The organism is Pseudomonas petrae, assembly GCF_021728295.1.
GTDB classification, from domain to species: Bacteria; Pseudomonadota; Gammaproteobacteria; order Pseudomonadales; family Pseudomonadaceae; genus Aquipseudomonas; species Aquipseudomonas petrae.
In genome coordinates this window covers 258,737-282,783 of sequence record NZ_JAKJXE010000001.1, presented here as the reverse complement: position 1 = coordinate 282,783, position 24,047 = coordinate 258,737, and the positions used below count along the sequence as shown (strand labels likewise).

The window sequence follows — 24,047 nt, the reverse complement described above, 5'->3', positions numbered from 1 at the left end:
GCAGACGTTCGCTATTTCAAGAAGCGCTGGGTATTACATAGTTATTGAAAGCAACATTTTCAATGCACCTGCAATGCGTCAGGCCCCGCAGCAATTGCCTGCGAGGCGGTGAACATTGAGACGCCAATCAACCGTTGCTGCAACCGTTGCCCATGACCTGATACTCAAGCACGTGGCGTCTGCCCTGCGAGTCTTCGTAGGTCATGTGCTGCGCAACGACCTGGCAGACGTTTGGCACTTCATCCACCGAAATGACCTTGGCGATATCCAGCTTGGTGGAGTAGGTATATTCCTCAACACGCTGTTGCTGAGCGGCCACTTTCGCGCCGGATTCTTCTGCCATTGCCATGGCGCTGAAACCACAAAGAGCCATTACAACCAGTGCAGCTTTCATTACTGAGTTCCTCTAAGTTGCTTCATTAACACTGCAGCGCAAAAAAAGCGGCCGGCAGGGTTCACAGAGTCCTTGTGGGGCTCTGGGTGAAGCGCGTGATACCGGATGGGTTAGTTGATTGACAGTCCAGTGTGGGGGGCTGTTAGTTATCAATCATGTGCCGTGTTGGCGGAATGGATTCTATGCCCCTGTCCGGAATTCATATAGAAACCATTTTGATAAAGTCTGTTGAGCAAATCGGTAACAATCGCCGTTTCGAGTCTGTGCCGGGCGCCCGTCTCGTTCCATGGTCGCCGTCAGGAAATGAAGATTTGCCTGAAACCGGGCACTTCAGGCGCTTTCGGCGCTATGCTCGGATTCGGTAAGACCATCGTCGAATGGCCTTTGCAGCCACCGGCAGATACAACAGGGTCATAAAACAACAACATTTCCACCGAGGTAAGAAAGATGAGTGCGGCTTCCCTGTACCCCGTCCGCCCTGAAGTGGCAGCCAACACGCTGACTGACGAGGCGACCTACAAGGCGATGTACCAGCAGTCGGTGGTCAATCCCGATGGCTTCTGGCGCGAACAAGCCAAGCGCCTTGACTGGATCAAGCCATTCACCACCGTCAAACAGACCTCCTTCGACGACCACCGCGTCGACATCAAGTGGTTCGCCGACGGCACCCTGAACGTTTCCTACAACTGCCTCGACCGCCATCTGGCCGAGCGTGGCGATTCGATCGCCATCATCTGGGAAGGCGACGATCCTTCCGAGAGCCGCAACATTACCTACCGCGAACTGCACGAAGAAGTCTGCAAGTTCGCCAACGCGCTGCGCGGGCAGGATGTCCATCGCGGCGACGTCGTGACTATCTATATGCCGATGATCCCCGAAGCCGTAGTTGCCATGCTGGCCTGCGCGCGCATCGGTGCGATTCACTCGGTGGTGTTCGGTGGTTTCTCCCCGGAAGCACTGGCCGGTCGCATCATCGACTGCAAATCGAAAGTGGTGATCACCGCGGACGAAGGGCTGCGTGGCGGCAAGAAAACGCCAATGAAGGCCAACGTCGACCGTGCGCTGACCAACCCGGAAACTGCAAGCGTACAGAAGGTCATCGTGGCCCGCCGTACCGGCGGCGAGATCGAGTGGAACCGTCATCGCGACATCTGGTACCACTCGCTGCTGGACGTCGCATCGAGCACCTGCGCGCCGAAAGAAATGGGTGCCGAAGAATCGCTGTTCATCCTCTACACCTCCGGTTCCACCGGCAAGCCGAAGGGCGTGTTGCACACCACAGCGGGTTATCTGCTGTACGCCGCCCTGACCCACGAGCGCGTGTTCGATTATCGTCCCGGTGAAGTGTACTGGTGCACCGCCGACGTTGGCTGGGTCACCGGCCACAGCTACATCGTCTACGGCCCGCTGGCCAATGGCGCCACCACGCTGTTGTTCGAAGGCGTGCCGAACTACCCGGACATCACCCGCGTGTCGAAAATCGTCGACAAGCACAAGGTCAACATCCTTTACACCGCGCCGACCGCCATCCGCGCCATGATGGCCGAGGGCACCAAGGCCGTAGAAGGCGCCGACGGTTCGAGCCTGCGCCTGTTAGGTTCGGTCGGCGAGCCGATCAACCCGGAAGCCTGGAACTGGTACTACAACACTGTCGGCAACAAGAATTGCCCGATTGTCGACACCTGGTGGCAGACCGAAACCGGCGGCATTCTGATCAGCCCGCTGCCAGGCGCCATTGCCTTGAAGCCGGGTTCGGCGACGCGTCCGTTCTTCGGCGTGATCCCTGCTCTTGTGGATAACCTGGGTAACCTCATCGAAGGCGCGGCGGAAGGCAATCTGGTGATTCTCGATTCGTGGCCGGGTCAGTCGCGCAGTCTTTACGGCGATCACGACCGTTTCGTCGACACTTACTTCAAGACCTTCCGCGGCATGTATTTCACCGGTGACGGCGCCCGTCGCGACGAAGATGGTTACTACTGGATCACCGGCCGCGTCGACGACGTGCTCAATGTGTCCGGTCACCGCATGGGCACCGCCGAGATCGAGAGCGCGATGGTGGCTCACCCGAAAGTTGCGGAAGCGGCCGTCGTGGGGGTGCCTCACGATCTGAAAGGGCAGGGCATCTACGTCTACGTCACCCTCAATGGTGGCGAGGTGCCGGACGAAGCGCTGCGCATCGAATTGCGCAATTGGGTGCGCAAGGAGATTGGCCCAATCGCCTCGCCGGATGTGATTCAGTGGGCGCCGGGTCTGCCGAAGACCCGCTCCGGCAAGATCATGCGCCGCATTCTGCGCAAGATCGCCACCGGGGAGTACGACGCGCTGGGCGATATCTCGACGCTGGCCGACCCCAGTGTGGTCGCGCAGCTGGTGGAAACCCACAAGACCATGACTGCCGCCTGAAATCTCTCAAGGTCAAGAGCGTCTGCCTAACGGCAGACGTTTCGCCTTCGGCGAGTTACTTTTAAAAAGCACTAAAAGTAACCAAAAGTGCCTGCTCTCGGTTGGGCCCTTCCTCCGTCAGGGTTCCTTCACTCCGGTCTCGCTCCGTGGGCACGCGCCGAACGGACATCCATGTCCTGACGGCGCTCTCGCCGCATCCCTGCGGCTCGACCCACTCCGCGAAACCTGCGTTCAGCCTGCACCCAAGTCGCGTTTTGCGGTGTCTGGGCTATCGCGTAGAAGATCAACTGCAAAAGCAAAAGCTTCCCGGCTAAAGCCGGTCCTACAAAACCACGCGTACACACTGTGGGACCGGCTTTAGCCGGGAAGAGGCCATTTCGTTCATCATCAATTTCGGGGTGTACACACCGACGCATTCCCGGCTAAAGCCGGTCCTACAAACCACCGCGTACACCCTGTGGGACCGGCTTTAGCCGGGAAGAGGCCATTTCGTTCATCATCAATTTCGGGGTGTACACACCGACGCATTCCCGGCTAAAGCCGGTCCTACAAACCACCGCGTACACCCTGTGGGACAGGCTTTAGCCGGGAAGCCTTTGGTCTGCATAAGCGCGCTTTTGATCTCCCTACGCAAAAGGTTCAAACACCGCCAATTGCGACTTGGGTGCAGGCCGAACGCAGACGACGCGCAGTGGGCCGAGCCGCATGGATGCGGCGAGAGCGCCGTCAGGACATGGATGTCCGTTCGGCGCGGGCCCACGGAGCGTCGTCGAAGTGAGGGAACCCTGACGAAGGAAGGGCCAAACCAGGAGCAAGCACCCTTGGTTACTTGGGGTGCTTTTCCAAGTAACTCGCCGAAGGCGAAACAGTCCGCCCCTAGGCGGACGCTCTCGATCTTCAAGTTTGTTTAGACTCAGGAATCGGGAAATATCGATTTGTTACCGCACAGTCGAACCGGTAACCTCGCGCCCCGCCGTGGGGCGTTTCGACCCGAATACACAGCATTTCATCGGCTTGAATTAACCCCCTCCCACGCTGGACTTGCCGGATTAAAAGGCTTTGCCAATAATGGGCGCGTTATTTGCTTCGTTGATAGGTTTGCCATCTCTGGCACTTGCATAAAGCTTTTTGGATGTCAATTGGCCTGATTACGATTCCATGTGCTTCTGTAACTAGTTGTCGCATTGAAGAAATATCGACTTTCAGCCTGCCGCTAAAATGCCGACCACTCGCCGAAGGCTTGTCGGGTTCAAACACCCACTGGCACCTCGCGTCGCAATTTCTGATTCCTCCTGTTCATTGAGCGTTTCGCTCACTGCCATTTGTCGCGTTATACCGATGGAGTTCCAAGAAATGAAAAAACTCATGCTGCTGGGTGCGTTGGCACTGTCCGTATTGGCACAGCCAGTGTTCGCCGATGAAAAGCCCCTGAAGATCGGCATCGAAGCGGCATACCCTCCATTTGCCTCGAAGGCGCCGGACGGCAGCATCGTCGGTTTCGACTACGACATCGGCAACGCCCTGTGCGAAGAGATGAAGGTCAAGTGCGTATGGGTCGAGCAGGAATTCGACGGCCTGATCCCGGCGCTGAAAGTGCGCAAGATCGACGCCATCCTGTCCTCGATGTCCATCACCGAAGACCGCAAGAAGTCCGTCGACTTCACCAACAAGTACTACAACACCCCGGCCCGTCTGGTCATGAAGCAGGGCACCGTCGTCAGCGACGGCCTGACCGAACTCAAGGGCAAGAACATCGGCGTGCAGCGTGGCTCGATCCACGAGCGTTTCGCCAAGGAAGTCCTGGCCCCGCTGGGTGCTGAAATCAAGCCGTACAGCTCGCAGAACGAAGTCTATCTGGACATCGGCGCAGGTCGTCTCGATGGCACCGTGGCCGACGCCACCCTGCTGCAGGACGGCTTCCTTAACACTGAATCCGGCAAAGGCTACGCGTTCGTAGGCCCGGCCTTCACCGACGTGAACTACTTCGGTGACGGCGTCGGCATTGCCGTGCGCAAAGGCGACAAGGCTGATCTGGACAAGCTCAACGCAGCCATCGTGGCCATTCGTGCCAGCGGCAAATACAAAGCCATTCAGGACAAGTACTTCGACTTCGACATCTACGGCAAGTAACGTGTTTTGAAGCCGTCAATGGCGCAAGCAGCCGGTCACCGCACCGTCTGATTGCGCCATTTTTCTATCCCGCGCTTGAGGGCCAAACAACATGTTGAAAGGTTACGGAGCCGTCATCCTCGACGGTGCATGGCTGACCTTGCAGCTCGCTCTGTGCTCCATGGCGCTGGCGATCGTGCTCGGCCTGATCGGCGTGGCATTGCGGCTGTCGCCGGTGCGCTGGCTGGCATGGCTGGGCGATCTGTATTCCACCGTGATCCGCGGCATTCCCGATCTGGTGCTGATTCTGCTGATTTTCTACGGCGGTCAGGACCTGCTCAACCGCATCGCGCCATTGCTCGGTCACGACGACTACATTGACCTGAATCCGCTGGTGGCCGGCATCGGCACGCTGGGTTTCATTTTTGGCGCGTACCTGTCGGAGACCTTCCGTGGCGCGTTCATGGCAATCCCCAAAGGGCAGGCCGAAGCGGGCATGGCCTACGGCATGAGCAGTGGCCGGGTGTTCTTCCGCATTCTGGTGCCGCAGATGATTCGTCTGGCGATCCCCGGGTTCACCAATAACTGGCTGGTACTGACCAAGGCCACCGCGCTGATTTCCGTGGTCGGTCTGCAGGACATGATGTTCAAGGCCAAGCAGGCGGCCGATGCCACCCGCGAACCCTTCACTTTCTTCCTCGCAGTCGCGGCCATGTACCTGGTGATCACCAGCGTCTCGCTGCTGGTACTGCGCTACATCGAAAAACGTTACTCGGCCGGCGTGAGGGTGGCAGACCTATGATTTTCGATTACAACGTCGTCTGGGAAAACCTGCCGCTGTATTTCGGCGGCCTGCTGATTACCCTCAAACTGCTCGCGCTGTCGCTGTTCTTCGGCTTGCTCGCTGCACTGCCGCTGGGCCTGATGCGCGTGTCGAAAATCGCCTGGGTCAACCTGCTGGCGTGGAGCTACACCTACGTCATTCGCGGCACGCCGATGCTGGTGCAGTTGTTCCTCATCTACTACGGGCTGGCGCAATTCGAAGCGGTGCGTGAAAGCATTCTGTGGCCGTGGCTGTCGAGTGCAACCTTCTGCGCGTGTCTGGCCTTCGCCATCAACACCAGCGCCTACACCGCTGAAATCATCGCCGGCAGCCTGAAATCCACGCCGCCGGGCGAGATTGAAGCGGCGCGGGCCATCGGCATGTCGAAAGCCAAGATGTACCGGCGGATCCTGTTGCCATCAGCCTTGCGCCGTGCGCTGCCGCAGTACAGCAACGAAGTGATCATGATGCTGCAGACCACCAGCCTGGCCTCCATCGTCACGCTGATCGACATTACGGGCGCGGCACGTACCGTCAACGCCCAGTTCTACCTGCCGTTCGAGGCCTACATCACCGCAGGCGTTTTCTACCTGTGCCTGACGTTCATTCTGGTGAAACTGTTCAAGCTGGCCGAGCGCCGCTGGCTCAGTTACCTCGCACCGAGGAAGCACTGATATGCAGCGCATCGATCACGATCTGCCGTGGGGCAACCTCGGCACCCAGCGTACCTTGAGTGTGTTCCGTTTCGGTCAGGGCGAGCGCAAGGCCTACATACAGGCCAGCCTGCACGCCGATGAGCTGCCGGGCATGCGCACCGCCTGGGAATTGAAGAAACGCCTGACACAGCTGGAAGAACAGGGCCTGCTCAATGGCGTCATCGAGCTGGTGCCGGTCGCCAACCCGATCGGTCTTGGCCAGTTGCTGCAGGGCAACCACCAGGGACGTTTCGAGTACGGCAGCGGCAAGAATTTCAATCGGGATTTCACCGAGCTGAGTGAGCCGGTCGCCCTGGCGCTGGCGGGCACGCTCGGTGACGACCCCCACGCCAATATCAAGCTGATCCGTCAGGCCATGGCCGACGTGCTCGAGCAATTGCCACCTGCTGGCAGCGAGCTGGCCGGGATGCAGCGCGTCTTGCTCAGTCATGCCTGCAACGCCGACGTCGTGCTGGACCTGCATTGCGACACCGACGCTTCGCTGCACATGTACGCCTTGCCGCAGCATTGGCCGCAATGGCGTTCGTTGTCGGCGCATTTGGGGGTGACCGTTGCGCTGCTGGCCGAAGATTCCGGCGGCAGCTCGTTCGACGAAGCCTGTTCGCTGCCGTGGTTGCGTCTGTCCAAGCAGTTTCCGAATGCGCAGATCCCGCTGGCCTGCCTGGCGACCACCTTGGAACTGGGCGGTCAGACCAACACCGGCAAGGCCGAAGCCGAGGCCTACGCCGAAGGCATTCTGGCGTTTCTGGCCGAGCAGGGCCTGATCAGCGGCGAGTGGCCGCAACCCGGCCATGACGCCTGCGAAGGCATGCCGTTCGAAGGCACCGAAATGATTTATGCGCCCCATCCCGGCGTGTTGACGTTTTTACGTCCGGCGGGAGCGTGGGTCGAGCCCGGCGAACCGCTGTTCGAAGTCATCGACCCGTTGACCGATCGCGCCACCACCGTCTGTGCCGGTACCGCCGGCGTGCTGTTCGCCATCGAAAAACTGCGTTACGCCCAGCCGGGTTTCTGGATGGCCAAAGTGGCCGGCCGCACACCGTTGCGCAGCGGCCGCCTGCTCAGTGACTGATTACTTGTGAGAACCGACATCATGAACAAACTGGAAGTCCAGGACCTGCACAAGTGCTACGGCAGTCACGAAGTGCTCAAAGGCGTTTCGCTGACCGCCAAGGCCGGCGATGTCATCAGCATCATCGGCTCCAGCGGCTCGGGCAAAAGTACCTTTCTGCGCTGCATCAACTTGCTGGAGCAGCCGAAATCCGGCCGCATCCTGCTCAACAACGAAGAGCTCAAGCTGGTCTCCAACAAGGACGGCGGCTTGAAGGCGGCTGATCCGAAACAGCTACAGCGCATGCGCTCGCGCCTGTCGATGGTGTTTCAGCACTTCAACCTGTGGTCGCACATGACTGCGCTGGAAAACATCATCGAAGCGCCCGTGCACGTCTTGGGCATGCCGAAGAAAGAAGCGCTGGAAAAGGCCGAACATTATCTGAACAAGGTTGGCGTCTATCACCGCAAGGACGCTTACCCAGGGCACATGTCCGGCGGCGAACAGCAGCGCGTGGCGATTGCCCGGGCGCTGGCGGTGGAGCCGGAAGTCATGCTGTTCGACGAGCCGACGTCCGCCCTGGATCCCGAGCTGGTCGGCGACGTGCTGAAAGTCATGCAGGCGCTGGCCCAGGAAGGGCGGACCATGGTGGTGGTGACTCACGAAATGGGCTTCGCCCGTGAAGTGTCGAACCAGCTGATCTTCCTGCACAAGGGCCTGGTCGAGGAGTCCGGCAACCCCCGTGAAGTGCTGGTCAATCCGAAATCCGAGCGTTTGCAGCAGTTCCTGTCCGGCAGTTTGAAGTAACCCGCCCGCCACGTGAGAGCGGTGCGTTTTGCTTCAGAACGGTTCATGCTGCGCGTCATTCAGACCGCAGCCATTGACTGAAGGTTACAGAATTCCATCGCATGCCAGGCGTGCGACCCCTTTTAGCGACACGTTTCGGATTGCACGCCATGACTGCCCATCGAATCGGATTTCTCATCTGGCCCGGCACCAAAGCCTTGACCCTGGCGCTGGCGGAGGAAGCCCTGCGTGTTGCTCAGCGCGTTCACCCCGAAGTGGTTTACGAACTGTCGTTTCTGCAGGCCGAACCGCCTGTTGACGGCGCCGGTTGGCAACTGCCGGGCGAGCCGTGGGTCGGTCGTCTGGAAGGGTTTCAAAAGCTGTTTCTGCTGGCCGACGAGCCGCCGACGTCCATGTCTTCGGCCCTTGGTGGCTCGCTCAAGCAACTGGTCCGCGCCGGATGCGTGATCGGCGGGTTGTCGGCGGGTGTGTATCCGCTGGCGCAGCTGGGTTTGCTCGACGGTTACCGTGCCGCGGTGCACTGGCGCTGGCAGGACGATTTCGCCGAGCGCTTTCCCAAGGTCATCGCCACCAGTCATTTGTTCGACTGGGATCGCGATCGCTTGACGGCCTGCGGCGGCATGTCGGTGCTGGATCTGTTGCTGGCCGTGCTGGCCCGTGATCATGGCGCCGAGCTGGCCGGCGCGGTGTCGGAAGAACTGGTGGTGGAGCGCATTCGTGAAGGCGGCGAGCGTCAGCGGATTCCGTTGCAGAACCGTCTCGGCTCCAGCCACCCGAAGCTGACTCAGGCGGTGCTGTTGATGGAAGCCAACATCGAAGAGCCGCTGACCACCGACGAAATCGCCCAGCACGTGTGCGTGTCGCGCCGTCAACTGGAGCGCATCTTCAAGCAGTACCTCAACCGCGTGCCGAGCCAGTACTACCTCGAACTGCGCCTGAACAAGGCCCGGCAGATGCTGATGCAGACCAGCAAATCGATCATTCAGATCGGCCTGTCCTGCGGGTTCTCGTCGGGGCCGCATTTCTCCAGCGCCTACCGCAACTTCTTCGGCGCCACCCCCCGCGAAGACCGCAATCAGCGCCGCAGCAGCAGCCCGTTCGAATTGTCATCGGTGCCGGCCGAGCGCGGGTGAATCCGCTTTGCGACCTTCATCTGTAGAGGCACGCTCGCCCGCGAAGGCGTTAGTTCACCTACTGCATTTTTATCGCCTGATCAATCTTTCGCGGGCAAGCGCGCTCCTACAGGTCTGCAGTGTTTAAACTGCGCCTTTGTGACGCAATTTGTCGCATTGCCGAAAACCCCGTAAAAAGCCGGTTTGGCGCTATAAGAAGTTGTCGCTTGGCGGCAAGGCCCGGCCCGAATCAGTCCTTACAATCCTTCCATCGCTCGCCAGTCCCAGGCAGGCGTTCCTCTTCAGGAGACTCCGATGTCCGTTGAGCAAGTACCGGTGCAACGTGCCGATTTCGACCAGGTGATGGTCCCCAACTATGCCCCGGCGGCGTTCATCCCCGTGCGCGGTCAGGGTTCTCGCGTCTGGGATCAGTCGGGTCGTGAACTGGTTGATTTCTCCGGCGGCATCGCGGTCAACGTGCTGGGCCACGCGCACCCTGCGCTGGTTGGCGCGCTGACCGAACAAGCCAACAAGCTGTGGCACGTCTCCAACGTCTTCACCAACGAACCGGCGCTGCGTTTCGCGAAAAAGCTGGTCGACGCCACCTTCGCCGACCGCGTGTTCTTCTGTAACTCCGGTGCCGAAGCCAACGAAGCCGCGTTCAAACTGGCCCGTCGCGTGGCCCACGATCTGTACGGCCCAAACAAGTACGAAATCGTCGCGGCCCTGAACAGCTTCCACGGTCGCACCCTGTTCACCGTGAGCGTCGGCGGTCAGCCGAAATATTCCGACGGCTTCGGCCCGAAGATCACCGGCATCACCCACGTTCCTTTCAATGACCTCGACGCGCTGAAAGCCGCCGTCTCGGACAAGACCTGTGCGGTGGTGCTCGAGCCGATCCAGGGCGAGGGCGGCGTGCTGCCTGCCGAACTCGAATACCTGCAAGGCGCGCGCAAGTTGTGCGACGACCACAACGCGCTGCTGGTCTTCGACGAAGTGCAAAGCGGCATGGGCCGTAGCGGTCATCTGTTTGCGTACATGCATTACGGCGTGACGCCAGACATTCTCTCCAGCGCGAAAAGCATCGGCGGCGGCTTCCCGATGGCGGCCATGCTGACCACTGAAAAACTCGCCAAACACCTGGCCGTTGGCGTTCACGGCACCACCTACGGCGGCAACCCACTGGCGTGCGCGGTGGGCGAGGCGGTCATCGACGTGGTCAACACCCCGCAAGTGCTGGCCGGCGTAAAGGCCAAGCATGAATTGTTCAAGGCCCGTCTGGAGAAGATCGGTCAGCAATACGGCGTGTTCAGCCAGGTGCGCGGCATGGGCCTGTTGATCGGTTGTGTGTTGACCGACGCCTGGAAAGGCAAGGCCAAGGAGTTCTTCAACGCCGCCGAGCAGGAAGGCGTGATGGTGCTTCAGGCAGGTCCCGACGTGATGCGTTTCGCGCCGAGTCTGGTGGTTGAAGACGCTGACATCGAAGAAGGCCTGAACCGCTTCGAACGTGCGGTTGCCAGGCTGACCGGGGCGTAAAATTGGGCTGAATGTGTAGGAGCCGGCTTGCTGGCGTACCCGTTGCATCAATGACATTTATGTCGATTGACCCGACGCATTCGCCAGCAATCCGGCTCCTACGGATCGCAGTCCTGCCGGATATTTTTATTTTTTGCCGTTAAACCGGCCCGATTTTTTTCTCAAGGAGTGACACCATGCTGGTGATGCGCCCCGCGCAAATGGCGGATCTGAGCGAGGTTCAACGACTCGCGGCAGACAGCCCGATTGGTGTCACGTCCCTGCCGGATGACGTTGGACGTCTGGGTGACAAGATTGCCGCGTCCGAAGCGTCGTTCGCCGCGGAAGTCAGTTTTAACGGTGAAGAAACCTACTTCTTTGTCCTCGAAGACACCGAAGCCGGTCGTCTGGTGGGCTGTTCCGGGATCGTCGCCTCGGCGGGCTATTCCGAGCCGTTCTACAGCTTTCGCAACGAAACTTTCGTCCACGCCTCCCGCGAACTGAAGATCCACAACAAGATTCACGTGCTCTCGCAGTGCCACGACCTCACCGGCAACAGCTTGCTGACCAGCTTCTACGTGCTGCCTGAACTGGTCGGCACGCTGTGGTCGGAACTTAACTCTCGCGGCCGTCTGTTGTTCGTCGCCAGCCATCCCGAGCGCTTCGCCGATTCAGTGGTCACCGAGATCGTCGGTTACAGCGACGACAACGGCGACTCACCCTTCTGGGACGCCATCGGCCGCAACTTCTTCGACATCAACTACGCCGAAGCCGAACGCCTGTGCGGGCTGAAAAGCCGGACCTTCCTCGCCGAACTGATGCCCCATTACCCGATCTACGTGCCGCTGCTGCCGGATGAAGCGCAGGAAGCCATGGGCCAGGTCCATCCGCGCGCGCAGATCACCTTCGACATCCTGATGCGCGAAGGCTTCGAGACCGATCATTACATCGACATCTTTGACGGCGGGCCGACCCTGCACGCGCGGGTGTCCGGCATTCGCTCGATCGCCCAGAGCCGCGTTGTGCCGGTCAAGGTCGACACGGTCAGCACCGGTGATGCGGTCAAAGGCGGGCGGCCTTATCTGGTTTCCAATGGTCAGTTGCAGGATTACCGCGCGGTGATGCTCGAACTGGACTGGGTGCCCGGCAAGCCGGTGGCCCTGAGCCTGGCCGCGGCAGAAGCGCTGGGCGTCGGCGAAGGCGCCAGCGTGCGCATCGTCGCGGTCTGACAGCCGGGTCAAGTGTGGCGAGATGAGTTGACGGCGATGGGCGCTGCAGTAGCACGCCGACGCCGTAATGCAGGTTAGCGAGTTCGCCGGGGGTTGCAGAACCACCGGCTTGAGGAGAAAGCATGATCGTTCGTCCCGTACGCAGCAGTGACCTTCCGGCGCTGATCGAACTGGCGCGCAGTACAGGCGCTGGCCTGACCACGCTGCCGGCCAATGAAGAGCGTCTGGCGCACCGGATGGGTTGGGCCGAGAAAACCTTCCGTGGCGAGGCCGGGCGGGGCGACGCTGACTACCTGTTCGTGCTCGAGGATGACGACGAAAAAGTCGTGGGCATTTCCGCCGTCGCCGGGGCCGTAGGCCTGCGCGAGCCCTGGTACAACTACCGGGTGGGCCTGACAGTCAGCGCTTCCCAAGAGCTGAACATTTATCGCGAGATTCCGACGCTGTTCCTGGCCAACGATCTCACCGGCAATTCCGAGCTGTGTTCGCTGTTCCTCCACGCCGACTACCGCAATGGCCTCAACGGCCGTTTGCTGTCCAAGTCGCGGATGCTGTTCATCGCCGAATTCCCGGAGCTGTTCGGCACCAAGACCATCGCTGAAATGCGCGGCATCTCCGACGAGCAGGGTCATTCGCCGTTCTGGGAAAGTCTGGGCCGGCACTTCTTCAAAATGGAATTCAGCCAGGCCGACTACCTCACCGGGGTCGGCAACCGCGCGTTCATTGCCGAGCTGATGCCGAAGTTTCCGCTGTACAGCTGCTTCCTGTCGGAGGCGGCGCGCGAGGTCATTGGCCGCGTACACGTCAGCACCGAACCGGCGCTGGCCATGCTCAAGGCCGAAGGCTTCAGCTATCAGGGTTACGTCGATATTTTCGACGCCGGCCCGGCTATCGAGTGTGAGACCAGCAAGATCCGCGCAGTCCGCGACAGCCAGGCGCTGGTGCTGGCGGTCGGCACGCCGGGCGACGACGCAACGCCATTCCTTATCCACAATCGTAAACGTGAAGACTGCCGCGTGACCGCCGCGCCTGCGCGTTTTGCCGCCGGCACCCTGGTGGTTGACCCGCAGACGGCCAAGCGCTTGCGCCTCAGCGCCGGTGATCAGGTTCGCGCCGTGCCACTGTCGCCCGCTCGGGAGAGTATTTGATGAACACCTTGTATATCACCGGTGCCTGGCAGGATGGGAAAGGCGACGCGTTCGATTCACTTAACCCGGTGACTCAGCAGGTCATCTGGTCGGGCCAAAGCGCGACGGCTGAACAGGTTGATGCGGCGGTCAAATCGGCCCGTCAGGCGTTTCCGGCCTGGGCGACGCGCAGCCTGGACGAGCGCATTGCCGTGCTCGAAGGCTTCGCCGCTGCGCTGAAGAACCGCGCCGATGAAATCGCCCGTTGCATTGGTGAAGAAACCGGCAAGCCGCTATGGGAATCGGCGACAGAAGTGACCAGCATGGCCAACAAGGTCGCGATCTCCATTCAAAGCTACCGCGAGCGGACCGGCGAGAAGAGCGGCCCGCTGGGCGACGCCACCGCTGTGCTGCGGCACAAGCCCCACGGCGTGGTGGCGGTGTTCGGTCCTTACAATTTCCCGGGTCACTTGCCGAACGGCCACATTGTCCCGGGGCTTTTGGCGGGCAATACCGTGGTGTTCAAACCCAGCGAATTGACCCCCAAAGTCGCCGAGCTGACCGTGCAATGCTGGATCGAAGCCGGCCTGCCCGCGGGCGTGCTCAATCTGCTCCAGGGCGCGCGGGACACCGGCATCGCACTGGCCGGCCATTCAGGCATCGACGGGCTGTTCTTCACCGGTTCCAGCCGTACCGGCAACTCCCTGCATCAACAGTTCGCCGGCCGCCCGGACAAGATTCTTGCCCTGGAGATGGGTGGCAACAACCCGCTGGTGGTCGATCAGGTCGCCGATGTCGATGCTGCGGTCTACACCGTGATTCAGTCGGCCTTTATTTCCGCAGGCCAGCGCTGCACCTGCGCTCGTCGTCTGCTGGTGCCCGAAGGTGCCTGGGGCGATGCATTCCTGACGCGGCTGGTGGAGGTGACCTCGACCATTCAGGTCGGCGCGTTCGATCAACAGCCGGCGCCATTCATGGGCTCGGTGATTTCCCTTGCCGCTGCGCGTGCGCTGCTCGATGCCCAGGAAGTGATGCTGGCCAACGGCGCAGTTGCCCTGCTTGAAATGACCCAGCCCGCTACGCAATCGGCGCTGTTGACGCCGGGCATCATCGACGTCAGTGACGTGTTTGATCGTGAGGATGAGGAATTGTTTGGCCCGCTGCTGCAGGTCATTCGATACGCTGACTTCGACGCTGCAATCGAAGAGGCCAACGCCACGCAGTACGGGTTGGCGGCGGGGCTGTTGTCGGATTCCCAGGCGCGCTACCAGCAGTTCTGGCTGCAGAGCCGTGCGGGCATCGTCAACTGGAACAAGCAGTTGACCGGCGCGGCCAGTACCGCACCGTTCGGCGGGGTCGGCGCCTCGGGTAACCATCGTGCCAGCGCCTACTACGCGGCGGATTATTGCGCGTACCCGGTGGCGTCGCTGGAGACGGAAACCCTGGCACTGCCTGCCAGCCTGACGCCCGGCATCACCCTGAAGTGAGCCCTGTAGGAGCGCGCTTGCCCGCGAACGAGGTGGGTCTGCGCCTGATTCGTCGACTGACACGACGCAATCGCGGGCAAGCGCGCTCCTACAGGTCGTTCAGCGCACGTCGAAGAATGTGCACATAAAAACAGATCCACGGAGCCTCACCGATGAAATCCTGTGAAGTCAACTTTGACGGTCTAGTGGGCCCGACCCACAACTACGGTGGGCTGTCCTACGGCAACGTCGCGTCCCAGAACAACTGCCAGCAATCCTCCAATCCGCGCGAGGCCGCTTTGCAGGGGCTGGCCAAAATGAAAGCGCTGATGGAGATGGGTTTCACCCAGGGCGTGCTGGCCCCGCAGGAACGTCCCGACGTGGCCGGTCTGCGCAAGCTTGGCTTCAGCGGCAACGACGCACAGGTCATCGAGCGCGCCGCCAAAGAGTCGATGCCGCTGCTGGCCGCCAGCTGCTCGGCGTCGAGCATGTGGGTAGCCAATGCCGCCACCGTCAGTCCGAGCGCCGACACCGCCGACGGCCGCGTGCATTTCACCGCCGCCAACCTCAACTGCAAGTATCACCGCAGCATCGAGCACCCGACCACCAGCCGTGTGCTCGGCGCGATGTTTGCCGATCAGCAGCATTTCGCCCACCACGCGGCGTTGCCTGCCGTCGCCCAGTTCGGCGACGAGGGCGCGGCCAACCACACGCGTTTCTGCCGCAGCTACGGGGAGCCCGGCGTCGAGTTTTTCGTTTACGGCCGCGCCGCGTTCGACAGCCGTGTCCCCGCGCCGCAGAAGTATCCGGCGAGGCAGACGCTTGAAGCCTCCCAGGCCGTTGCACGTCTGCATGGCCTGAGCGCCGAGGGCGTGGTCTTCGCCCAGCAGAACCCGGCAGTGATCGATCAGGGCGTGTTCCATAACGACGTGATCTCGGTCGGCAACGGCGAAGTCCTGTTCTATCACGAGGATGCGTTCCTCAATACCGAGCCCATGCTCGCCGAGCTGCACAACAAACTCGGTCAACGCGGCGGTCGCTTCCAGGCCATTTGCGTGCCGCGCAGTGAAGTGGCCGTGGAAGACGCGGTGCGTTCGTATCTGTTCAACAGCCAGTTGCTGTCCCGCGCCGACGGTTCGATGCTGCTGATCGTGCCGGAAGAGTGCCGCAGCAACGAGCGCGTGTGGAATTACCTGCAACGTCTGCTGGCGGACGACAGCCCGATCCGCGAGGTCAAGGTGTTCGACCTCAAGCAGAGCATGCAAAACGGCGGCGGGCCGGCGTGCCTGCGTCTTCGCGTGGCGCTGAATGAAACCGAACTGGCGGCGGTCAATCCAGGCGTTATCATGACCGCGCCGCTGTACGACACACTGACGCAGTGGGTCGACAAGCACTATCGCGACCGCATGAGCGACAGTGATCTGGCCGATCCGCAATTGCTGACCGAATGCCGCACGGCGCTGGATGAGCTGACGCAGCACCTGCAACTGGGCGCGGTCTATCCTTTCCAGATCAACTGATGCACTCCATCCGTTACGCCTGCGCCCAAGCGGCGTCAGGCGACCATGTTTTTGCTTTTACAGAGAGAGTTTTGCCATGACCGACGCGCTGCGTTTGATCCTTGAAGACACCGACGGCACTCAGCTGGAAACGTCCTGCACCCGTCTTGCTGTTATCTGGCAGGGCAAAGAGGTCTGGATTCAGCAGGACGGCCGTGGCCAGTTGCTGATCGGCGTCGACGTCGAAGAAGGCGATGCCGAATACGCCAACCTGCTGCTGCGTCCATTGGCGACCAACCTGGTCAGCCTGCAGCTGGAAATGGAACCGGCTGACATGAGCGGCGACGATGAAGACGGCCACGTGCACGGCCCAGACTGCACCCACGACTAAGCCTGCGCAGGAAGCTCCCCATGCTCGCCCTCGGCAAACTGCTTGAACTGACCCTCGCGGGTCGCGAACCCGCAGAAAAGACTCAGCTGACCGTCGACGGCGTTCGCATGCGCTGGCTCGCTGAAGGGGCGCTGGAAGTCCGGCCTCCCGAAGCGCGGGACAATGGCACCGACCTGCTGTTGTCCGCTGGCATCCACGGCAATGAAACCGCGCCGATCGAGCTGCTCGACGCGCTGATTCACGCCATCGCCCGGGGCGAACTCAAGCCTCGCGCACGTATTCTGTTCCTGTTCGGCAATCCCGAAGCGATGCGTCGCGGAGAGCGCTACGTCGAGCAGGACGTCAACCGGCTGTTCAACGGCCGCCACGAGCACAGCGGCGGCAGCGAAGCCTTGCGCGCCTGCGAACTCGAACGTCTGGCCGCGAGCTTTTTCAACATTCCGGACCGCTACCGCCTGCACTACGACCTGCACACGGCGATTCGCGGCTCGAAGATCGAGCAGTTCGCGCTGTACCCGTGGAAGGAAGGTCGCGCTCATTCCCGCCGCGAACTCGCCCGGCTGCGCACTGCCGGCATGGAAGCGGTGCTGCTGCAGAACAAGTCGTCGATCGTGTTCAGTGCCTACACCTACGACAAGCTCGAGGCCGAAGCCTTCACCCTGGAACTGGGCAAGGCGCGCCCGTTCGGCCAGAACCAACAGGTCAATCTCGACAAGCTGAGGTCCTGCCTCGAACACCTGATCGCCGGCACCGAAGCCGATGAGCCTGCGGACCTGAACGGGTTGCAGCTGTTCAGCGTGGCCCGGGAGATCATCAAGCACAGCGACGCCTTCCGCCTGAACTTGCCGGCGGACATCGAGAACTTCACGGAACTGGAAAAAGGCTACGTGCTGGCCGAAGACCTGGCCGATTCACGCTGTGTGATAGAAGAAGAGGGCGCCCGGATCATCTTCCCCAATCCGAACGTCAAAAACGGGCTGCGCGCCGGGATCCTGATCGTGCCGGCGACGGACGAGACGCTGGCCTGATGGCGGTCATGCTGGCCTCTTCCCGGCTGAAGCCGGTCCCACTAAGGGCAGCGCCAGCATTCAATGAAATGCGTGGCGATCAAACCGGCCTCTTCCCGGCTAAAGCCAGTCCTACAGTGGGAACGCGGTAGGTCTGTAGGACCGGCTTCAGCCGGGAAGCAGTTGATCTTGATCTTCGGATGCAAATCAACCCGCCGCTTTCTGCACCTCACCAACCCGACGCACTGCACGCAATTTGGACAGCGTGTCCGCGCAGGTCTTTGCTGCTTCCTGGCCCTTGTGCACGAAGTGATCGAAGAAGAACTTCTGATGCTCTTCACCGGCGTGGAAGTGGTGTGGGGTCAGCACGACCGAGAACACCGGCACTTCGGTTTCCAGCTGAACCTGCATCAGCGCGCTGATCACCGATTGCGCGACGAACTCGTGACGGTAGATACCGCCGTCGACCACCAGACCGGCAGCCACGACGCCTCCGTAGCGACCTGACTTGGCCAGCAACTTGGCGTGAAGCGGGATTTCGAACGCGCCGCCGACTTCAAAGAAATCGATGTCGGTCTCGGCGTAACCGTGTTGCGCCATCTCGGCGACAAAGCCCTTGCGCGCCTGATCGACGATTTCCTTGTGCCAGCAGGCTTGAATGAAGGCGATGCGCTCGTGAGCGTGAATGGCGGTAGGTTGCATGTGTTCTGACTCCTGTTTAATGAAAAAAACAGGGCGTTTTGGATCGAATGGGATGCCAGTGTACGTGCGAAACCGTCCGCGACGCCAAGCGCCTGGACTCGTCTCGAAACGATCCTGTTGTGCCAGTCCCGTTCTCTCTTCATCCGGACTATGACCGTCGGCCCCGGGATCACACCGGGTCTGCTGACCTTGCATCGAGGGTAAGCTCGCTGCAAGCGCTCGCGGGCTAGACGCATTGCGCGCCATTACCGCCGGTGGGGAATTGCACCCCGCCCTGAGAACGTTGCCAACGGCATTTACCGTCGGCGTGCAGTTTGTAACATAGATTCCGGGGATTCGCTTGGGGCCTTTTTGATGGTTTTCATCAGCTTTTCTTATAAGGCGTCTTGGCATTCCTGTCCCAAGCCTTGATTATCGATGCCCCGGACCTCAGAACTGCGGTTCGACCCTAATGAGTGGGAGCTTCATCGTGGCGGTTATCGATCTGCGCAGTGACACCGTGACTCAACCCTCGGCCGGCATGCGCGACGCCATGGCCAGCGCGCCCCTTGGCGATGACGTGTATGGCGAAGACCCGACGGTCAATCGGCTGGAATCGTGGCTCGCCGAGCGACTTGGTTTTGCCGCCGCATTGTTCGTGCCGACCGGCACCATGAGCAACCTGCTCGGACTGATGGCCCACTGCGAGCGCGGCGACGAATACATCGTCGGCCAGCAGGCGCACACCTACAAATACGAAGGCGGCGGCGCGGCGGTGCTCGGCTCGATCCAGCCTCAGCCCCTCGACAACCAGGCGGACGGATCGCTGGACCTGGATCAGGTCTGCGCCGCCATCAAGGCCGACGACTTTCATTTTGCCCGCACCCGGTTGCTGGCCCTGGAAAACACCATGCAGGGCAAGGTCCTGCCCATGGAGTACCTCGCGGCGGCCCGGGCATTCACCCGCGAAAAAGGCCTTAACCTGCACCTCGACGGCGCTCGCCTGTACAACGCCTCCGTCAAACTGGGCGTGGACGCGCGGGAGATCACCCGGCACTTCGATTCAGTTTCGGTGTGCTTGTCCAAAGGGCTCGGCGCGCCGGTCGGCTCGGTGCTGTGCGGCTCAAGCGAATTCATCGCAAAGGCCCGGCGTCTGCGCAAGATGGTCGGCGGCGGCATGCGTCAGGCCGGCATCCTTGCTGCTGCGGGGTTGTACGCGCTGGAGCATCAGGTCGAGCGCCTGGCCGACGATCACGCCAATGCCACGGCCTTGGGCAAAACGCTCGCGGACCTCGGTTTTGACGTCGAGCCGGTGCAGACCAACATGGTTTACGTACGGATCGGCGATCGCGCTCAGGCGCTCAACGCCCTGTGTGCCGAGCGCGGTATCGTGCTAAGCGCCGCGCCGCGGTTGCGCATGGTCACCCATCTCGATGTGACGGCCGCGCATCTGGACAAGGTGGTTGCGGCATTTGCCGAATTCGGCGTTCGCTGATCGGGTGATCAGCCCGATTGCCGGTTTCTATCGAATAACACGCTGTACCGAGCGTACAACGCCTATATAATGCGGCCCTTTGCCGTCGCTGCGTCGAATGACGCTATGCATGTGCCAGGCCGCAGTTTCCGTGGAAGAACCTATGAAAAGCGCAGAAATCCGTGAAGCCTTCCTTCGCTTCTTCGAAGAGCAAGGCCACACTCGAGTCGCCTCCAGCTCCCTGATCCCGGGCAACGACCCGACCCTGCTGTTCACCAACGCAGGCATGAACCAGTTCAAGGATTGCTTCCTCGGTCAGGAAAAACGGGCCTACACCCGCGCCGTCAGCAGCCAGAAGTGCGTGCGTGCCGGTGGCAAGCACAACGACCTGGAAAACGTCGGCTACACCGCGCGTCACCACACTTTCTTCGAGATGCTGGGCAACTTCAGCTTCGGCGACTATTTCAAGCGCGACGCGATCACCTACGCCTGGACCTTCCTCACCGGCGTGCTGAACCTGCCCAAGGAAAAACTCTGGGTCACGGTCTACGCTTCGGACGACGAAGCCTATGACATCTGGACCAAGGAAATCGGCGTGCCGGCCGAGCGCATGGTACGCATCGGTGACAACAAGGGCGCGCCATACGCCTCCGACAACTTCTGGACCATGGGCGACACCGGCCCGTGCGGCCCGTGTACCGAGATTTTCTACGACCACGGCGCCGACATCTGGGGTGGCCCGCCGGGTTCTCCGGAAGAAGACGGCGACCGTTACATCGAGATCTGGAACAACGTGTTCATGCAGTTCAACCGCACGGCCGACGGCGTTCTGCACCCGCTGCCAGCCCCGTCGGTCGACACCGGCATGGGCCTTGAGCGCGTCAGCGCCGTGCTGCAACACGTCAATTCCAACTACGAAATCGACTTGTTCCAGAGCCTGCTGGCTGCTGCTGCAAAAGCCATCGGTTGCAGCAACGACAACCAGGCGTCCCTGAAAGTCGTCGCCGACCACATCCGTTCGTGCGGCTTCCTGATTGCCGACGGCGTACTGCCGTCCAACGAAGGCCGTGGCTACGTGCTGCGTCGCATCGTTCGTCGCGCCTGCCGTCACGGCAACAAGCTGGGCGCCAAGGGCAGCTTCTTCTACCAGATCGTCGCCGCACTGGTCGTCGAAATGGGCGAAGCCTTCCCCGAGCTGAAAACCCAGCAGGCGCACATCGAGCGCGTGCTCAAGGCTGAAGAAGAACAGTTCGCCAAAACTCTGGAGCAAGGCTTGAAGATCCTCGAGCAGGATCTCGCCGAACTCAAGGGCACCGTCGTCCCCGGCGACGTGGTGTTCAAGTTGTACGACACCTACGGTTTCCCGATGGACCTGACCGGCGACATCGCCCGCGAACGCGACCTGACCCTCGACGAGGCAGGTTTCGAGCGTGAGATGGACGCCCAGCGTGAACGCGCGCGTTCCGCCAGCTCCTTCGGGATGGACTACAACAGCCTGGTCAAGGTTGACGTGGCCACGCAGTTCACCGGCTACAAAGCTACCGCAGGCGAAGCGAAGGTCGTCGCGCTCTATAAAGACGGCATCGCGGTCGAGCAACTAAGCGAAGGCGAGGACGGTGTGGTCATCCTCGACCAGACCCCGTTCTACGCAGAATCCGGCGGCCAGATCGGCGACAGCGGTTACCTGACCGCCGACGGCGATGTGCGCTTCGACGTGAGCGACACCACCAAGACCGGCGGCGCGTTCCTGCACCACGGTGTTCAAGTGTCGGGCAGCTTGAAAGTCGGGACCACCGTCAGCACCGACGTCGCCGCCGAAGTACGCCAGGCCACTTCGTTGAACCACTCCGCCACCCACTTGCTGCACGCCGCGTTGCGTCAGGTGCTGGGCGATCACGTCCAGCAGAAAGGCTCGCTGGTCGACAGTCAGCGCCTGCGTTTCGACTTCAGCCACTTCGAAGCCATCAAGCCCGAGCAGATCAAGGCGCTTGAAGACATCGTCAACGCCGAAGTGCGCAAGAACACTGCCGTCGAGACCGAAGAAACCGACATCGAGACCGCCAGGCAGAAGGGTGCCATGGCGCTGTTCGGCGAGAAGTACGGCGACAGCGTCCGCGTGCTGAGCATGGGCGGCGGTTTCTCGGTCGAGCTGTGCGGCGGCATTCACGCCAACCGTACCGGCGACATCGCGTTGTTCAAGATCATCAGCGAAAGCGGTGTGGCCGCAGGCGTGCGCCGTATCGAAGCGGTGACCGGTGCCGTGGCACTGGAGTACCTGAACGCTGCTGAAGAACAACTGAAGGAAGCAGCGAACCTGGTCAAAGGCAATCGCGACAACGTCCTGGACAAGCTGTCGGCGGTACTGGAGCGCAATCGTCTGCTGGAAAAACAACTGGAACAGTTGCAGGCCAAGGCGGCCAGTGCTGTGGGCGACGATCTGTCGGGCTCGGCAGTGGACGTCAAAGGCGTCAAGGTTCTCGCTGCCCGTCTCGACGGTCAGGATGGCAAGGCGCTGCTGGCCCTGGTTGACCAATTGAAGAACAAGCTTGGCCGCGCAGTGATCCTGCTCGGCGGGGTGCATGAAGACAAGGTCGTCCTGGTGGCAGGCGTCACCAAAGACCTGACTGGCCAACTCAAAGCCGGTGATTTGATGAAGCAAGCGGCTGCCGCTGTAGGCGGTAAAGGCGGCGGTCGTCCTGACATGGCGCAAGGCGGCGGTGTTGATGCTGCCGGACTGGAAGCAGCGCTGGCACTGGCTGTTCCGTTCGCCGAACAAGGTATTTAAGTCGACCCACCCGGGGCCCGTCATTCGGGTTCCGGCGCTTCGCGGTTTGAATGATAACGGGCGCCCTTCATGGGCTGAGGCGGCTTTGAGATGGCTTTAATCGTACAAAAGTTTGGCGGCACCTCGGTGGGCTCGGTAGAGCGCATCGAACAGGTGGCCGAGAAGGTCAAGAAATTCCGCGACGCGGGCGATGATCTGGTGGTCGTGCTTTCGGCCATGAGCGGCGAAACCAATCGCCTGATCGAACTGGCCCGGCAGATCAGCGATCAGCCGGTGCCACGCGAGCTGGACGTCATTGTTTCCACCGGCGAGCAGGTCACCATCGCTCTGCTGGCCATGGCGCTGATCAAGCGTGGCGTGCCGGCTGTTTCGTACACCGGTAATCAGGTCCGCATCCTGACCGACAGCGCCCATAACAAGGCGCGTATTCTGCAAATCGACGACCAGAAAATTCGCGCTGACCTGAAGGCCGGTCGTGTGGTGGTGGTCGCCGGTTTCCAGGGCGTCGACGAAGACGGCAACATCACGACCCTGGGTCGTGGCGGTTCCGACACCACTGGCGTGGCGCTGGCAGCGGCGTTGAAAGCCGATGAGTGCCAGATCTACACCGACGTCGATGGCGTCTACACGACTGACCCGCGCGTTGTCTCGCAGGCCCAGCGTCTGGACAAGATCACCTTCGAAGAAATGCTGGAGATGGCGAGCTTAGGCTCCAAGGTCCTGCAGATCCGCGCGGTCGAGTTCGCCGGCAAGTACAACGTCCCGCTGCGCGTACTGCACAGCTTCAAAGAGGGGCCAGGCACCCTCATTACCATTGATGAAGAGGAATCCATGGAACAGCCGATCATTTCGGGCATCGCCTTCAACCGCGACGAAGCCAAGCTGACCATCCGTGGCGTGCCAGACACCCCGGGCGTTGCGTTCAAGATTCTCGGCCCGATCAGTGGCGCGAACATCGAAGTCGACATGATCGTGCAGAACGTTTCGCACGATAACACCACCGATTTCACCTTCACCGTACACCGCAATGATTACCAGGCAGCGCTGCAGGTTCTGCAGAACACGGCCAGTGAAATCGGCGCGCGCGAAGTTATTGGCGATACCAAGATTGCCAAGGTTTCCATCGTCGGTGTCGGCATGCGTTCCCACGCCGGTGTTGCGAGCCGCATGTTCGAAGCGCTGGCCAAGGAGAGCATCAACATCCAGATGATCTCGACGTCTGAAATCAAGGTCTCGGTGGTGATCGAAGAGAAGTACCTGGAGCTGGCCGTGCGCGCGCTGCACACCGCCTTCGAACTCGACGCACCGCGTCAGGGCGAATAAGCCTTGTGCAGGAGGCGCGGTTTCGGCCGCGCCTCCTGGTAGTGAATGTGCGCGAGAAACTGTTCTTTTTCCGGCGCTGGTCGATACTGAGGCATAGACCTGAGGCCGCTTTCGGTTCGGGCCCATGCCGTTTGT

19 protein-coding genes and 1 riboswitch are annotated in these 24,047 nt (G+C 61.0%); of the genes, 17 read left to right on the top strand and 2 right to left on the bottom strand.

The genetic code is table 11. The annotated features are described in order from the left end of the window. Positions 1-127: 127 nt before the first annotated feature. Positions 128-394, bottom strand: coding sequence for a DUF2790 domain-containing protein (locus L4G42_RS01205; protein ID WP_237259123.1), 267 nt, complete (start codon positions 392-394; stop codon positions 128-130). A gap of 447 nt (positions 395-841) precedes the next feature. Between L4G42_RS01205 and acs the strand changes: the two genes are divergently transcribed. From acs to astE, 14 genes are all read left to right on the top strand, one after another. Then, on the top strand, positions 842-2,797 hold the full coding sequence (acs, locus tag L4G42_RS01200) for an acetate--CoA ligase (RefSeq protein WP_237250513.1): 1,956 nt from the start codon (positions 842-844) through the stop codon (positions 2,795-2,797). A 1,353-nt stretch (positions 2,798-4,150) separates the two neighbouring features. After that, entirely contained in the window at positions 4,151-4,927 is a 777-nt protein-coding gene (locus L4G42_RS01195; RefSeq protein ID WP_237250514.1) for an ABC transporter substrate-binding protein, read from the top strand. Between the two features lie 91 nt (positions 4,928-5,018). Further along, positions 5,019-5,708 (top strand): ABC transporter permease, encoded by a 690-nt coding sequence (locus L4G42_RS01190; protein WP_065986205.1) that lies wholly within the window; start codon positions 5,019-5,021, stop codon positions 5,706-5,708. Further along, a complete protein-coding gene (locus tag L4G42_RS01185) occupies positions 5,705-6,403 on the top strand; it encodes an ABC transporter permease (RefSeq protein WP_237250515.1) in 699 nt (232 codons plus the stop codon). The genes L4G42_RS01190 and L4G42_RS01185 overlap by 4 nt, the downstream gene beginning before the upstream one ends. A 1-nt stretch (position 6,404) precedes the next feature. Continuing rightward, a complete protein-coding gene (locus L4G42_RS01180; RefSeq protein WP_237250516.1) occupies positions 6,405-7,517 on the top strand; it encodes a succinylglutamate desuccinylase/aspartoacylase family protein in 1,113 nt (370 codons plus the stop codon). A gap of 21 nt (positions 7,518-7,538) precedes the next feature. Further along, a complete protein-coding gene (locus L4G42_RS01175) occupies positions 7,539-8,303 on the top strand; it encodes an ABC transporter ATP-binding protein (protein ID WP_237250517.1) in 765 nt (254 codons plus the stop codon). Between the two features lie 149 nt (positions 8,304-8,452). Beyond that, positions 8,453-9,436: a transcriptional regulator ArgR gene (argR, locus tag L4G42_RS01170; RefSeq protein ID WP_237250518.1), complete on the top strand. Its 984-nt coding sequence runs from the start codon at positions 8,453-8,455 to the stop codon at positions 9,434-9,436. 294 nt (positions 9,437-9,730) lie between these two features. Then, on the top strand, positions 9,731-10,951 hold the full coding sequence (locus L4G42_RS01165; protein WP_237250519.1) for an aspartate aminotransferase family protein: 1,221 nt from the start codon (positions 9,731-9,733) through the stop codon (positions 10,949-10,951). A gap of 176 nt (positions 10,952-11,127) precedes the next feature. Then, a complete protein-coding gene (gene aruF, locus L4G42_RS01160) occupies positions 11,128-12,159 on the top strand; it encodes an arginine/ornithine succinyltransferase subunit alpha (RefSeq protein WP_237250520.1) in 1,032 nt (343 codons plus the stop codon). A gap of 122 nt (positions 12,160-12,281) precedes the next feature. Continuing rightward, positions 12,282-13,307: an arginine N-succinyltransferase gene (gene astA / locus L4G42_RS01155; protein ID WP_237250521.1), complete on the top strand. Its 1,026-nt coding sequence runs from the start codon at positions 12,282-12,284 to the stop codon at positions 13,305-13,307. After that, the gene (astD, locus tag L4G42_RS01150; RefSeq protein WP_237250522.1) at positions 13,304-14,773 is read left to right on the top strand and encodes a succinylglutamate-semialdehyde dehydrogenase; all 1,470 of its coding nucleotides are present in this window, start codon (positions 13,304-13,306) and stop codon (positions 14,771-14,773) included. Before astA ends, astD begins: the two co-directional genes overlap by 4 nt. Positions 14,774-14,925: 152 nt before the next feature. After that, positions 14,926-16,272, top strand: coding sequence for an N-succinylarginine dihydrolase (gene astB / locus L4G42_RS01145; RefSeq protein ID WP_237250523.1), 1,347 nt, complete (start codon positions 14,926-14,928; stop codon positions 16,270-16,272). 76 nt (positions 16,273-16,348) lie between these two features. Next, positions 16,349-16,642 carry a topoisomerase II gene (locus L4G42_RS01140; RefSeq protein WP_237250524.1) on the top strand — a complete coding sequence of 98 codons (294 nt, stop codon included), beginning with the start codon at positions 16,349-16,351 and terminating at the stop codon, positions 16,640-16,642. A 20-nt stretch (positions 16,643-16,662) separates the two neighbouring features. Continuing rightward, the gene (gene astE / locus L4G42_RS01135) at positions 16,663-17,670 is read left to right on the top strand and encodes a succinylglutamate desuccinylase (protein ID WP_237250525.1); all 1,008 of its coding nucleotides are present in this window, start codon (positions 16,663-16,665) and stop codon (positions 17,668-17,670) included. 186 nt (positions 17,671-17,856) lie between these two features. On the opposite strand, the gene L4G42_RS01130 is transcribed toward astE, so the two are convergent. Beyond that, complete coding sequence (locus tag L4G42_RS01130) at positions 17,857-18,351, bottom strand: 6,7-dimethyl-8-ribityllumazine synthase (RefSeq protein ID WP_237250526.1); 495 nt, start codon at positions 18,349-18,351, stop codon at positions 17,857-17,859. Between the two features lie 126 nt (positions 18,352-18,477). Continuing rightward, a riboswitch (FMN riboswitch) is annotated at positions 18,478-18,637 on the bottom strand. Between the two features lie 183 nt (positions 18,638-18,820). Here L4G42_RS01130 and ltaE point away from each other — a divergent pair. The 3 genes from ltaE (at position 18,821) to L4G42_RS01115 (ending at position 23,912) form a co-directional block, all read left to right on the top strand. After that, a complete protein-coding gene (gene ltaE / locus L4G42_RS01125) occupies positions 18,821-19,825 on the top strand; it encodes a low-specificity L-threonine aldolase (RefSeq protein ID WP_237250527.1) in 1,005 nt (334 codons plus the stop codon). A 142-nt stretch (positions 19,826-19,967) separates the two neighbouring features. Continuing rightward, positions 19,968-22,589, top strand: coding sequence for an alanine--tRNA ligase (alaS, locus tag L4G42_RS01120; protein WP_237250528.1), 2,622 nt, complete (start codon positions 19,968-19,970; stop codon positions 22,587-22,589). 90 nt (positions 22,590-22,679) lie between these two features. Then, positions 22,680-23,912 carry an aspartate kinase gene (locus L4G42_RS01115; protein WP_237250529.1) on the top strand — a complete coding sequence of 411 codons (1,233 nt, stop codon included), beginning with the start codon at positions 22,680-22,682 and terminating at the stop codon, positions 23,910-23,912. Positions 23,913-24,047: the final 135 nt, after the last annotated feature.

Coding starts and splice junctions, on each gene's coding strand:
- L4G42_RS01205 (WP_237259123.1), bottom strand. CDS start 394: ATGAAAGCTGCACTGGTTGTAATGGCTCTTTGTGGTTTCAGCGCCATG.
- acs (WP_237250513.1), top strand. CDS start 842: ATGAGTGCGGCTTCCCTGTACCCCGTCCGCCCTGAAGTGGCAGCCAAC.
- L4G42_RS01195 (WP_237250514.1), top strand. CDS start 4,151: ATGAAAAAACTCATGCTGCTGGGTGCGTTGGCACTGTCCGTATTGGCA.
- L4G42_RS01190 (WP_065986205.1), top strand. CDS start 5,019: ATGTTGAAAGGTTACGGAGCCGTCATCCTCGACGGTGCATGGCTGACC.
- L4G42_RS01185 (WP_237250515.1), top strand. CDS start 5,705: ATGATTTTCGATTACAACGTCGTCTGGGAAAACCTGCCGCTGTATTTC.
- L4G42_RS01180 (WP_237250516.1), top strand. CDS start 6,405: ATGCAGCGCATCGATCACGATCTGCCGTGGGGCAACCTCGGCACCCAG.
- L4G42_RS01175 (WP_237250517.1), top strand. CDS start 7,539: ATGAACAAACTGGAAGTCCAGGACCTGCACAAGTGCTACGGCAGTCAC.
- argR (WP_237250518.1), top strand. CDS start 8,453: ATGACTGCCCATCGAATCGGATTTCTCATCTGGCCCGGCACCAAAGCC.
- L4G42_RS01165 (WP_237250519.1), top strand. CDS start 9,731: ATGTCCGTTGAGCAAGTACCGGTGCAACGTGCCGATTTCGACCAGGTG.
- aruF (WP_237250520.1), top strand. CDS start 11,128: ATGCTGGTGATGCGCCCCGCGCAAATGGCGGATCTGAGCGAGGTTCAA.
- astA (WP_237250521.1), top strand. CDS start 12,282: ATGATCGTTCGTCCCGTACGCAGCAGTGACCTTCCGGCGCTGATCGAA.
- astB (WP_237250523.1), top strand. CDS start 14,926: ATGAAATCCTGTGAAGTCAACTTTGACGGTCTAGTGGGCCCGACCCAC.
- L4G42_RS01140 (WP_237250524.1), top strand. CDS start 16,349: ATGACCGACGCGCTGCGTTTGATCCTTGAAGACACCGACGGCACTCAG.
- astE (WP_237250525.1), top strand. CDS start 16,663: ATGCTCGCCCTCGGCAAACTGCTTGAACTGACCCTCGCGGGTCGCGAA.
- L4G42_RS01130 (WP_237250526.1), bottom strand. CDS start 18,351: ATGCAACCTACCGCCATTCACGCTCACGAGCGCATCGCCTTCATTCAA.
- alaS (WP_237250528.1), top strand. CDS start 19,968: ATGAAAAGCGCAGAAATCCGTGAAGCCTTCCTTCGCTTCTTCGAAGAG.
- L4G42_RS01115 (WP_237250529.1), top strand. CDS start 22,680: ATGGCTTTAATCGTACAAAAGTTTGGCGGCACCTCGGTGGGCTCGGTA.